This window comes from Actinoplanes sp. NPDC019969, assembly GCF_055562375.1.
In genome coordinates, this window is the sequence record NZ_JBVHFK010000001.1 from 593229 (window position 1) to 604813 (window position 11585).

Genomic DNA, 11585 nt, shown 5'->3' on the forward strand with positions numbered 1-11585 from the left:
TAACCTAGTCTGGGGGCGTGACCATGGGGACGAGGGTTTATCTGGCTCGCCTCGCCGGTCTTCCGGTGTTCGACCCGAACGGTGAGCGTGTCGGGCGGGTCCGGGACGCTGTCGTCCGTCTGCGCACCACGAACCGGCCGCCGCAGGTCGTCGGGCTCGTCGCCGAGATGGCCCTGCGCCGCCGGATCTTCCTGCCGATCGGGCGGGTGACCAGCATGGATGCGGAGGCGGTCGTGCTCAGCACGGGCACTCTGAATCTGCGCCGGTTCGAGAAGCGGCCGAACGAGCTGCTGGTGCTGGAGGATCTGCTGGACCGCCGGGTGACGGTGGCGCCGGAGCAGGGCGGCGGGGCGGGCCATGTCGGGACCGTGCTGGACATCGGCATGGAGCTGAACCGGAACACCGAGTGGATCATCACGCGGGTGGCGGTGCGCGAGCACACCGGGCGGCTGACCCGGCGCGGGCACGTCTATCAGGCGGAGTACGACCGGGTCCGCGGCCTGGTCGGCCCGGCTGACGCGCAGGGCACCGCGAATCTGATCGCGCTGCTCGATCAGATGCGCCCGGCCGACGTGGCGAACGCGCTGCAGGACATGCCGGACGGCCGCCGGAACGAGGTGGCCGCCGCGATGGCCGACCGGCGGCTGGCCGACGTGCTGGAGGAGCTGCCCGAGCACGACCAGGTGGACATCCTGGTGGCGCTGGACCGGGAGCGGGCCGCCGACGTGCTGGAGCGGATGGATCCGGACGACGCCGCCGACCTGCTCGCCGAACTGCCGAAGACCGAGCAGGCGGTGCTGCTCGACCTGATGGAGCCGGAGGAGGCGGCGCCGGTCCGGCAGCTGATGAACTACCGGCCGGGCACCGCGGGCAGTGTGATGACGTCGGAGCCGGTGATCCTCACGCCGGATGCCACGGTCGCCGACGCGCTGGCCCGGATCCGGAACCCGGAGCTGTCGTCGGTGGTCGCCGCGCAGGTCTTCGTCGCCCGCGCGCCGATGGCCACGCCGACCGGGCGGTACCTGGGCATGGTGCACTTCCAGCGGCTGCTGCGGGAGCCGCCGGCCTCGCTGGTGGGCATGCTGGTGGACAGCGGGATCGAGCCGTTGCGCACGGACACCGGGCTGCTGGAGATCACCCGGCGGATGGCGACGTACGACCTGGTCGCGATGCCTGTCGTCGACTCGACGAGCCGGCTGCTCGGCGCGGTGACCGTGGACGACGTGCTGGACCATTCGCTGCCCCGCGACTGGCGTGACCGCGACGCCTCAGGAGAAGACGCCCCGGAAGAACAGGTGAGCCCGTGAGCGAGAACCGCCGGGACCGGCTGGACCAACCGCGCGATCCCGGGCGGGTGCAACTGCCGAAGTTCGATCCGGAGGCGTTCGGCCGCTGGTCGGAGGGCATCGCGCGATACATGGGCACGGCGAAGTTCATCGTCTACATGACGGTGCTGATCGCCGCCTGGTTCGCGTGGAACGCCCTGGCGCCGAAGGACCTGCGGTTCGACCCGTACCCGTATCAGTTCCTCACGTTGATGCTGTCGCTGCAGGCCTCGTACGCCGCACCTCTGATCCTGCTGGCGCAGAACCGTCAGGCGGACCGGGACCGGTTGGCCATGGACGAGGACCGCCGCCGCGCGGCGATGCAGAAGGCGGACACCGAGTTCCTGGCCCGGGAGATCGCTTCGCTGCGGATCGCGCTGAACGACGTGGCGACCCGGGACTTCCTGCGTTCGGAGCTGACCCGGCTGGCCGACGAGCTGGACGAGGCGGCGCTGAGGCGGGAGAAACGGGCGCGAATGGAGTGAGTCTCACCTAACGTAGAACGGCTGTGACCTCGACGTAGCATGGGCTCCATGTCCGCTCCCGCCAACACGCTCGAGGATGCGATCCAGGCCGCTCTGGCGACCGTGGACGACCCCGAGATCCGCCGCCCGATCACCGACCTCGGCATGGTCTCGGGCTTCACCGTCAGCGACGGCCTGGTCAAGGTCGATCTGCTGCTCACCGTCGCCGGCTGCCCGCTGCGGGACAAGCTGAACGCCGACATCACCGCCGCCGTCACGAAGATCCCCGGCATCGACCGGGTCGAGATCAACTTCGGGGTGATGAACGAGGAGCAGCGCAAGGCGCTGCAGACCACCCTGCGCGGCGGCGGGGAGTCCGCGGAGCCGGTCATCCCGTTCGCCCAGCCCGGTTCCCGGACCAGGGTGTACGCGGTGGCGTCCGGCAAGGGCGGCGTCGGGAAGTCGAGCGTCACCGTGAACCTCGCCGCGGCGCTCGCGAAGCGGGGCCTGTCGGTCGGTGTGATCGACGCGGACATCTACGGCCACTCGGTGCCGCGGATGCTCGGCGTGGAGGGCAAACCGACCCGCGTCGAGGAAATGATCATGCCGCCGCAGTCGCACGGCGTGAAGGTGATCTCGATCGGCATGTTCACCGCCGGGAACGCCGCTGTGGTGTGGCGTGGCCCGATGCTGCACCGCGCGCTGCAGCAGTTCCTCGCCGACGTCTACTGGGGCGACCTGGACGTGCTGCTGCTGGACCTGCCGCCGGGCACCGGTGACGTGGCCATCTCGCTGGCCCAGCTGCTGCCGAACGCGGAGATCCTGGTCGTCACCACCCCGCAGATGGCCGCCGCCGAGGTGGCCGAGCGGGCCGGCGCGATCGCGCTGCAGACCCACCAGCGTCTGGTCGGCGTGGTGGAGAACATGTCGTGGCTGGAGCTGCCGGACGGTTCCCGGATGGAGGTCTTCGGGGCCGGCGGCGGTGAGACCGTGGCCGACTCGCTGTCGAAGACGATCGGCGCCCGGGTCCCGCTGCTGGGTCAGATCCCGCTCGACACCCGGGTGCGGGAGGCCGGTGACGGCGGCAACCCGATCGTGCTGGCCGACCCGGAGGCCCCGGCCGCGAAGGCGCTCGACGGTGTCGCCGACAAGCTCGCCGTCCGCCGGGAGTCCCTGGTCGGCAAGCCGCTGGGCCTCATGGTCAACGCGCGTAAGCCCTAGGTCGCGTCCAGGTCGTAACGCTGCGCCGGTCGGGGAGCCTCTGCGGGGGCTTTCCCGGCCGGCGCGCTGCTTTTGCGGATGTCGACGGCGGAGGCCACGTCGTCGAGTTCGGTCTTGACCCCGTTGAGGTCCTGCTTCACGTCGTCGAAGAGGGTCTGCAGGGGCTTCCGGATCGCGTTCTCGTCCTCCTCGCTGAGGAGGTGCTTGCGGATGAACGCCTTCGGGTGCAGGTCTTCCAGCTGGATGTCGGTGCCCAGCTCACGGCTCAGGTCGGCGGTCGCGCCCTGGGCCATGTTGCGCAGGCCGCGGACCATTTTCAGCCCGTCACCGATCACCTTGGGCAGGCGCTCGCCGAAGATCAGGAGCGCGAGCATGAGCAGTGCGCCGATCTCCCACCAGTTCAGATTCTCGAACACGTCCGGCCTCCCAGGGTTCCCGGGCCAAGACTACGCACGCTTGCTGTGCGCACGCAGCCCGGCCGGACGGTCACTTCGCGTCCGCGGCCAGGGTCACCGAGACGGATGCGGTCGCGCTGCCACGCTTGTATTCCACGGCGACCACGGAGCCCGGCGCGTACTTGCGGACCAGCGCGATCAGGTCGGTGCCCTCTTCCAGAGGGTGCCCGCCGAGCTTGGTGATGACGTCGCCGGCGCGCAGGCCGGCGACGGCGGCCGGGCCACCCGGCTGCACCGAGCGCAGCCGTGCGCCACCCGCGGTCTCCCCGGTCCTCACCTCGGCGCCGATCACTGTTCGCCGAGCCCTACCGGTGTCGATGATGTCCTGTGCGACCCGTTTCGCCTGGTTGATCGGGATGGCGAAGGCAAGGCCGATGTTGCCGGCCTCGGTGTCGCTGCCGCCGACCGAGCGGATCACCGAGTTGACCCCGATGACCTGACCGGCCCCATTGACCAGAGGGCCGCCGGAGTTGCCCTGGTTGACCGCGGCGTCGGTCTGGATGGCCGCGTAGTAGCGGGTCGTGCCGCCCTGCTCGCCGGCCTGGATGGTGCGGTCCAGCGCGCTCACGATGCCCTGGGTGACGGTGTTGACGAGGGCCAGCGGGGAGCCGAAGGCGAGCACCGGGTCGCCGACCGCGATCTCGTCGGAGTTGCCGAGGGCGACCGGGGTCAGGCCGCTCTTTGCGACTTTGATCACGGCGACGTCGGACTCGGGATCACGCCCGACGAGTTTCGCGGTGGCCGTGGAGCCGTCGTGGAAGGAGACCGAGAGGGTCTCGTCGGCGCTCTCCACCACGTGGTCGTTGGTGATCACGTAACCGTCCGCGGAGACCACGAAACCGGAGCCGATCGCCCCGGCCACCCGGACCGTGACGACGCTCGGCATGACCCGCTCGGCCACCCCGGCCAGCGACTCGGGGTCACGCTGGGTGCTCTCCGGGACCTGCGAGCCGGAGGCGCCGAGCTGGGTGCGGCCGGCGTCGACGTAGCCGCCGCGAACCGCGAAGACGAAGCCGAGAGTGCCACCGACACCACCCGCGAGCAGGGCCGTGACCAGGCAGATCGTCATGATCATGCCGAAGCCGCGGCGCGGCGCGTCGGGATTGGGCGGCATGTCCAGCGGGGTTCCCACGGACGGCGCCGGTGGCGGCTGCAGAACCACTGATGACGGAGCGTAAGGGTCACGCCAAGGGTCGGATTCGCCGCCTTCCCACCAGTGCGGGGGCTGCCGCTGGGGGTCGCCCTGGGCAGGGGACACCGGTGGCCGGCGCCAGTTCCAGCCGTCGGTCACGTCGGTGCCTCCACTCCGCTCGACCGGCTCCGCGCCTCCAGAATGACACGGATCCACCGGTACACACCTTGCCACGGGTCCGCACTGGCGCCGAGTGGGCCGTTTATCCCATCGACGGCACGGTGCATCACCGGACACCATCGCTCTACTCTCTTATCCGATGTGCGCGGTTCCGTCGTGGCATCACCAGCGCTGTACGGAGGTCGTCATCATCGGTCCCGCTCGTTCATTCGGTCAGCCGGCGGCACAGTCCACCCCGTTCGCCGAGACCTACGCCACCGAGGACCCGGTCCTGCAGACCGCGCGTGCCCTCGCGCACGAGCTCGGCCTGCCCTGCGTCTCCCCCGGCGCCGGTTCGGTGCTGAGCCTGCTGGCCGCCGCGGGCAGTGCCAAAGCGGTGGTGGAGATCGGCACCGGCACCGGCGTGAGCGGCATCTGGCTGCTCCGCGGGATGCGCCCGGACGGGGTCCTCACCACCATCGACGTCGAGCACGAGCACCAGCGGATCGCCCGCCGGATCTTTCTCGAAGCCGGGTACGCCTCCTCGCGTACCCGGATCATCAGTGGCCGCTCCCTCGACGTGCTGCCCCGGCTCGCCGACGGCGCCTACGACCTGATCTTCGTCGACGCCGACACCACCGAGTTCGAGGCCTGCACCGCGGCCGCCCTGCGGATGCTGCGTCAGGGCGGGATCCTGATCGTCAACGGCGCCCACGCGAACGGCCGGATCAACGACCCGTCCGCCCGGGACGTGGACACCCTCACCATCCGGGAGACGGTGAAGGCGATCCGCGAGTCGGAGGACTGGATCCCCGCGATCATCCCGTCAGGCGCCGGGCTGCTCGCCGCCGTCAAGCGCTGACAGGTATCGCAGGAGAGTGCGGGCGCCCCAGCCGGTGGCGCCCTTGGTCAGTTCCCGGTCGTCGGCCTCGGCCCAGCTCGGCGCCGACATGTCGAAGTGCGCCCAGCGGGTGTCGCCGAAGAAGTCGCGCAGGAACAGCGCGGCCATCACCACTCCCGGGCCGGGCGTGGCGTTGATCCGGTCGGCGATGTCGCTGCGCAGGTGCTCGGTGTAGTCGGTGGCCAGCGGCAGCCGCCAGATCTGCTCGCCGGCTGCCGCCCCGGCCGCGGTGAGCGCCGCGGCCAGCTCGTCGTCCGGGCTGAGCAGGGCGGCGGTGCGTTTGCCCAGCGCGACCGCGTTCGCCCCGGTCAGGGTCGCCACCGTGATCGTCAGATCGGGGCGCAGGTGCTCGGCGGAGTAGGCCAGCGCGTCGGCCAGCACCAGCCGGCCCTCGGCGTCGGAGTTGGTGTTCTCGCTGGTCGACCCGTCGTAGTGGGTGATCACGTCGCCGGGGCGGAAGGCGGCGGCGCCGATCGCGTTCTCGGCCAGCGGGGTGAGTGCGGTGACCCGTACCGGAAGGTTCAGATCGGCGGCGCCCAGCGTCGCGGCGATGACCGCCGCCGCACCGCCCATGTCCTTCTTCATCAGCTTCATGCCGTCGCGCGGCTTGATCGAGATGCCGCCGGTGTCGAAGGTGATGCCCTTGCCGACCAGGACCACGTGGGTGGTCGCGCCGGGCGGCTGCCAGGACAGCTCGACGAAGCGGGGCGGGGACACCGAGCCGCCGCCGACGGCCCGCAGACCGCCGAAGCGCTTCAGTCCGTCGCCGGCGAGCACCCGCACGGTGAGGCCGTCGCGGCTCGCGGCCTCGATGACGACCTGCTCGGCGAGCCACTCCGGATTCTTCACCGAAGCCGGGGTGTTGGTGAGGTCGCGGGCCAGCCACACGGCGCGGGCGACGGTCGCCGCCTGCGCGAGAGCCTGCACAGTGTCCGATTTATCAGAACAAAGGAGTACATCAGCGGTACGGGGCGGCTTGACTCCGTCGCGATACCGATAACCGCCCAGCCACAGACCCTCGGCCAGGCCGCGCACCGCGGCAGGCGAAGCTCCGGAGGGCAGGTGGATCTCGAGAACCTCGTCGCCGGAAGCGGCTCGGACCACGGCGGCCCCGGCCGCCCGCCAGGACGCCTCGTCGCCCGCGCCGACCCCGGCCAGCAGCACCGTGGACGGCGCCCGCAGCGGTCGCGGGAAGACCGTGATCCGGCCCGGCTCGTCGGCTTTCTCGGTGGCGGCGACCAGTGCGGACGACTCGGCGTCCAGGTCCGGGCCGATGGGGACGACCCGGGTGACCGTGTCGTCGGGAGCGTCCGTGAATCGGATTGCGAACACGGGAGGATGACCTTTCCGTAAGACGTGGAAAGCCCGCCGGTACGGGCGGTACCGTACCGGCGGGCTCGCGTGAAACGTCAGCCGGCGATCGACTTCAACGCGTCACCCAGCGCGCTGGCCTCGTCCGGGGTCATCTCCACGACGAGACGGCCACCACCCTCCAGCGGGACGCGCATGACGATGCCACGACCCTCCTTGGTGACCTCCAGCGGACCATCGCCCGTCCGCGGCTTCATCGCCGCCATCTTGTCTCCCCTCAGACCTACGTCAGGGTCGGTGGGTTGCCCCACAGCCACTTGCTCCTGGAATGCCAGCAGCCACGTCACGTGCTCAGCCCCACATGACGCGGTGCTCGTTTCCGACCGGCGGCCGTACAGGCCGTTTCACGTGTTCACGCGTTGCGGCCCACCGTGCCGATCAAACATTTTCCCTGATGAACACCGGCGAACCCAAACCCAGCCCGGGCGGATGTGACAGCGTCTAGCATATCGTCTTTTGGCCTGTCACAATGTGCGGTCATGCAGGCGCGGTCCGCACTCTTCGACCTGTACGGCGACTACCTGCGCGCTCGTGGCTCACGAGCCCCGGTCTCCGCCCTCGTCCGGCTGCTCGCGCCCCTCGACATCGCGGCGCCCGCGGTCCGTACCGCAGTGTCGCGAATGGTGCGACAGGGATGGCTCCACCCGTTACGTCTGGCCGCCGGACCGGGCTATCTGCTCACTCCGAAGGCCGCACGCCGGCTCGACGAGGCCGCCACCCGGGTGTACCGGACCGGTCGTGGCGGCTGGGACGGCCGCTACGACATGATCCTGCTGCACGAGCCGGCCGCGCGGCAGGACGCGGACCGGCTCACCTATCTGGGCTACGGCCCGCTGAGCGAGCAGGTGTGGGTGGCGCCCCGGGCCTCCGAAGAGGTCGCGGCGGCGCTGACCGGGACCGGGTACGAACGGTTCAGCGCCAGCCACACCGCCGGGTCGGACATCGTCGGCCGCGCCTGGGACCTCGGCCGGATCGGACAGTCGTACGAGGAGTTCGTCGAGTCGTTACGCCCGGTCATGAAAGCGGTGACTCCACGTAGCACCGATGAGGAGGCGTACGCCGCCCGTTTCCGCCTGGTGCACGCCTGGCGCTCGTTCCTGTTCCAGGATCCGCAACTGCCCGCCGCGCTGCTGCCGCCGGGCTGGCCGGGCGTCAAGGCCGCCCTGTTCTTCGACAAGCACGCCACCCGGCTGCGCCCGGCCGCCGACCGGCACGTGGAACGTTGCCTGCAAGCGGCCACCCGTGGAGGACGTGTGGGATTCTCAGACTCATGACCGACTCGCTCCTCGTCGACCGCACTGACGCCGTCGTCACCCTGACCCTGAACCGCCCCGAGGCGATGAACTCCTTCACCGTCGACCTCAAGGAGGCGCTGCGGGACACCCTCGCCGCGCTGGAGAGCGACCGGTCGTGCCGGGCGATCGTGCTGACCGGCGCGGGCGGCGCCTTCTGCGGCGGGCAGGACCTCCGGGAGCACGCGGCGCTGCTGCAAGCCGGCAGCACCGATCTGAACACGGTTCAGGTGCACTACAACCCGATCGCGCAGCGGCTGGCGAACATGCCGAAGCCGGTGATCGCTGCCGTGCACGGGATGGCGGCCGGGGCCGGCGCCTCGCTGGCGCTGCTCGCCGACTTCCGCATCGGCGGCCCGGCGACGAAGTTCCTGATGGCCTTCGCGAACGTGGGCCTGGCCGGGGACAGCGGCATCTCCTGGTCGCTGCCGCGGATCGTGGGCCACGCCAAGGCGGTCGAGCTGCTGCTGCTCGCCAAGCCGGTGAAGGCGGACGAGGCGGCCCGGATCGGGATGCTGACCGAGCTGCTGGACGATGACGCGAAGGTACTGCCGGCCGCCCAGGAGCTGGCCGCGCGGCTGGCGGCCGGGCCGACCGTCGCCTACGGCGCGATCAAGCGGGAGTTGTCCATCGCCACCGCCGGCACCCTGTCGGACGCGCTGGCGGCGGAGGCCCAGGCCCAGGCGATCTGCGGCGCGACCGCGGACCACCAGGCCGCGGTCAGCGCCTTCCTGAACAAGCAGAAGCCGGATTACCAGGGCCGCTGACGAGTCACTCGTCCTCGTCCTCTTCCTCGGGGTCCTGGTTCGCCTCGGCCCCGAGGACGAAGGCCTGCATGGCCAGCTCGTCACCGGACGGCCAGACGTACGTCGGCAGTTCCGCCGGGCCCAGCTCCAGCACGTGCGACCAGAACTGCCGGACCGCCTCGGCGGGGTTCACCGCCTCGATCGGCATCGCCACGCTGACCAGCCAGGCCTGCTTGTCGGCCGGGCCGCCGAGCCGCTCGGCGAACCGCCGGAACGCCGCCTCCTCCAGCGGGCCTGAAGCGAGGTCGGCCGGAATCGGCTCGTCGAAGGCCCGGCGCAGGTACCACAGGGACAGCTCGCCGCCGCCGGACTTCTCCACCCGGGCGAGAGCCACGACCTGACCCTCGGCGACCAGCAGCACCTCGTCGCCGACAACGGCATCGACAGAGGCCGGCACCGTCACCGCGTCGTGCTGGAACAACCGCTCGGTCGCCCACTGCGCTTCCGGAATGATCACCACGAACTGAGCCATGGTGTCATCTCACCACGGGCACCCAGCAGTCCGTGAGGTGGTCGTCCACCATGCCGGTGGCCTGCATCAACGCGTACGCCGTGGTGGGACCGACGAACTTGAACCCGCGTTTCTTCAGCGCCTTCGCCATGGCCGTGGACGCGGGTGTGACCGCCGGGACGTCGGCCCGGGTCCTCGGCCGTGCCGACGCCTCGGGCGCGAACGACCAGAGCAGATCCGTCAGGTCCAGTTCCGCCGCCACCCGGGCGTTGTGCAGGGCGGCGTCGATCTTCATCCGGTTGCGGACGATGCCGGGATCGGCCATCAGCCGGGCCGCGTCGTCCTCGGTGAACGCCGCCACCTTCGCGATCGCGAAACCGGCGAAGGCCGTCCGGAAGGCCGGCCGCTTGCGCAGGATGGTGATCCACGACAGGCCGGACTGGAAGGCCTCCAGGGTGAGCCGCTCGAAGAGGGCGTCGTCGCCGCGGACCGGCTTGCCCCACTCCTCGTCGTGGTAGATCGCGTAGTCGGGCGTGCTGCCGCCCCAGAAGCACCGGGACCGCCCGTCGGGCCCGGTCACCAGGTCGGTCACGGCAGGCGGCCCTGCTCGACCAGGCGGGCGAACCGCTTCAGGGCGCCGGTGAACGCCGCCTTCGATCCGGGCCAGAGCACCGGCCAGGCGAGCTTGCCGACCGGGCCGGCCGGGAGCTGGAACCACTCGTGCAGGACCACCTGGGTACGGTCCCCGGACATCGCCGTGCACCGCATCGCGCCGGGTCCCTTCAGCACCTTGCCGCAGTGCATGACGCGGACCTCGTACGGCGCGTTGACCTTGATCACCCGCAGCTCGTCGAGAACCATCGGCGGGCCGACCGCGGTGGCCACCTCGACCAGGCTGCCCTCGCCACCGTCGCCCTCCACCACCCGCACCCTGGTGAACGGGATCCACTCGGACTGGGCCTCCCAGTTCAGGAACGCCGAGAAGACCTTGGGCGCGGGCGCGTTGACGATCACCGTGGCGGTGAACTCCCCTGGCCCGGCCTCCGCATCGTTGCTCATCGTTTCTCCACCGGCTCCTGTTCCTCCGACGGCGCCATCGGGATGACCGGCGGCTCGGGCTCGGCCGGCACGGGCACCGGCGGCACGGACGCGGCCGGGGCGAGGGCCGCCTCCCGGGCGCGGCGCAACGCGTCGGCGTCGTCCATCCGGCCGTCCCGCAGCGCGGTCACCTCGGCCTCCAGGACGCTGATCAGCTCGCCCTTGTAGCCGATGTCGTACGCGGCCCGCTGCAGCGCCTGATCCACCTGTGCCATCCGGTACCCCCGGAAGACGGTGTCGAACTTCGTCCGGGAGATGTCGTCCTCGCCGAGCGGCCGGTCGCTGGGCAGCGGCACCGCGCGCCCGTCCGGCTCGACCGGGGTCAGGCCGGAGTCGCCTCCGCTCAGCAACACGGTCACGCCGAAGACGATCGTCGCGACGATCAGTGCCACGACAATGAAGAGCAGAAGCTGACCCATGCGCACGATGTTGACATGTCCGCCTTTCGGTGGCGAGCCCGCCACCCGTCCGGCGGGATCCGGCCTACGTCCAGGTGAGGATCTTCTTCCGCCAGGCGTAGAGGATGCCGAGGGCCAGCACCGCCACGAAGATGCCCATCTCGGCGATGGACAGACCACCGAAACCGGGACGATCGAAGATCAACGCCCAGGGGAAGAGAAATACGGCTTCCACGGCGAAAAGCACATAGAGGTACGCGTACACGTAGTACCGGATCTGCGCCTGCGCCCAGTCCCCGCCGACCGGGTCGATGCCGCTCTCGTAGGAGATCCGCTTGCCCGGCGGCTCCGCCGGGCGGGCCGGCCTGAGCAGCCGGTTCGCCCCGAACGCGGCCACGAACAGCAGAACCCCGGCGGCCAGTACCAGACCGAGGACGGCATAGGAGCCCAGATATCCCGCCACGATCGTGCAGCCTACCGAAGACCACTAGTCGACCGTGGTATCGGATCGC

General features: G+C 70.6%; 15 protein-coding genes. 6 read left to right on the plus strand and 9 right to left on the minus strand.

Annotation, left to right across the window (positions count from 1 at the left end; genetic code table 11):
• The first annotated feature begins 17 nt into the window (after positions 1-17).
• Genes ACZ3II_RS02795 through ACZ3II_RS02805 form a run of 3 tightly spaced genes read left to right on the plus strand, consistent with a single transcriptional unit; the run spans position 18 to position 3010 of the window.
• Complete coding sequence (locus ACZ3II_RS02795; protein WP_465515895.1) at positions 18-1307, plus strand: magnesium transporter MgtE N-terminal domain-containing protein; 1290 nt, start codon at positions 18-20, stop codon at positions 1305-1307.
• Complete coding sequence (locus ACZ3II_RS02800) at positions 1304-1810, plus strand: DUF1003 domain-containing protein (protein WP_465515896.1); 507 nt, start codon at positions 1304-1306, stop codon at positions 1808-1810. The genes ACZ3II_RS02795 and ACZ3II_RS02800 overlap by 4 nt, the downstream gene beginning before the upstream one ends.
• Positions 1811-1858: 48 nt before the next feature.
• The gene (locus ACZ3II_RS02805; protein WP_465515897.1) at positions 1859-3010 is read left to right on the plus strand and encodes an Mrp/NBP35 family ATP-binding protein; all 1152 of its coding nucleotides are present in this window, start codon (positions 1859-1861) and stop codon (positions 3008-3010) included.
• On the opposite strand, the gene ACZ3II_RS02810 is transcribed toward ACZ3II_RS02805, so the two are convergent.
• Together ACZ3II_RS02810 and ACZ3II_RS02815 are read right to left on the minus strand one after the other, a co-directional pair.
• Positions 3007-3426, minus strand: a complete 420-nt coding sequence (locus ACZ3II_RS02810) for a twin-arginine translocase TatA/TatE family subunit (protein ID WP_465515898.1) — start codon at positions 3424-3426, stop codon at positions 3007-3009. The genes ACZ3II_RS02805 and ACZ3II_RS02810 overlap by 4 nt on opposite strands.
• Positions 3427-3496: 70 nt before the next feature.
• Entirely contained in the window at positions 3497-4756 is a 1260-nt protein-coding gene (locus tag ACZ3II_RS02815) for a S1C family serine protease (protein ID WP_465515899.1), read from the minus strand.
• Between the two features lie 160 nt (positions 4757-4916).
• On the opposite strand from ACZ3II_RS02815, the gene ACZ3II_RS02820 reads away from it, so the two are divergent.
• Entirely contained in the window at positions 4917-5618 is a 702-nt protein-coding gene (locus ACZ3II_RS02820) for an O-methyltransferase (RefSeq protein ID WP_465515900.1), read from the plus strand.
• Here the strand turns inward: ACZ3II_RS02820 and ACZ3II_RS02825 are convergent.
• Entirely contained in the window at positions 5583-6989 is a 1407-nt protein-coding gene (locus tag ACZ3II_RS02825; RefSeq protein ID WP_465515901.1) for a leucyl aminopeptidase family protein, read from the minus strand. The two genes, ACZ3II_RS02820 and ACZ3II_RS02825, sit on opposite strands and share 36 nt — an antisense overlap.
• 77 nt (positions 6990-7066) lie before the next feature.
• Positions 7067-7234, minus strand: coding sequence for a DUF3117 domain-containing protein (locus ACZ3II_RS02830; RefSeq protein WP_014694782.1), 168 nt, complete (start codon positions 7232-7234; stop codon positions 7067-7069).
• A 273-nt stretch (positions 7235-7507) separates the two neighbouring features.
• Between ACZ3II_RS02830 and ACZ3II_RS02835 the strand changes: the two genes are divergently transcribed.
• Positions 7508-8302 carry a PaaX family transcriptional regulator gene (locus ACZ3II_RS02835; protein ID WP_465515902.1) on the plus strand — a complete coding sequence of 265 codons (795 nt, stop codon included), beginning with the start codon at positions 7508-7510 and terminating at the stop codon, positions 8300-8302.
• Positions 8299-9087 carry an enoyl-CoA hydratase-related protein gene (locus ACZ3II_RS02840; RefSeq protein WP_465515903.1) on the plus strand — a complete coding sequence of 263 codons (789 nt, stop codon included), beginning with the start codon at positions 8299-8301 and terminating at the stop codon, positions 9085-9087. The genes ACZ3II_RS02835 and ACZ3II_RS02840 overlap by 4 nt, the downstream gene beginning before the upstream one ends.
• A 4-nt stretch (positions 9088-9091) precedes the next feature.
• On the opposite strand, the gene ACZ3II_RS02845 is transcribed toward ACZ3II_RS02840, so the two are convergent.
• From ACZ3II_RS02845 to ndhC, 5 genes are all read right to left on the minus strand, one after another.
• Positions 9092-9598, minus strand: coding sequence for a hypothetical protein (locus ACZ3II_RS02845; RefSeq protein ID WP_465515904.1), 507 nt, complete (start codon positions 9596-9598; stop codon positions 9092-9094).
• Positions 9599-9602: 4 nt separating this feature from the next.
• Complete coding sequence (locus ACZ3II_RS02850; protein ID WP_465515905.1) at positions 9603-10169, minus strand: DNA-3-methyladenine glycosylase I; 567 nt, start codon at positions 10167-10169, stop codon at positions 9603-9605.
• On the minus strand, positions 10166-10636 hold the full coding sequence (locus ACZ3II_RS02855) for an SRPBCC family protein (RefSeq protein WP_465515906.1): 471 nt from the start codon (positions 10634-10636) through the stop codon (positions 10166-10168). Before ACZ3II_RS02855 ends, ACZ3II_RS02850 begins: the two co-directional genes overlap by 4 nt.
• Positions 10633-11094: a DivIVA domain-containing protein gene (locus tag ACZ3II_RS02860; protein WP_465515907.1), complete on the minus strand. Its 462-nt coding sequence runs from the start codon at positions 11092-11094 to the stop codon at positions 10633-10635. The genes ACZ3II_RS02855 and ACZ3II_RS02860 overlap by 4 nt, the downstream gene beginning before the upstream one ends.
• Before the next feature lie 64 nt (positions 11095-11158).
• Positions 11159-11536 carry an NADH-quinone oxidoreductase subunit A gene (gene ndhC, locus ACZ3II_RS02865; protein ID WP_465515908.1) on the minus strand — a complete coding sequence of 126 codons (378 nt, stop codon included), beginning with the start codon at positions 11534-11536 and terminating at the stop codon, positions 11159-11161.
• Between the last annotated feature and the right edge of the window lie 49 nt (positions 11537-11585).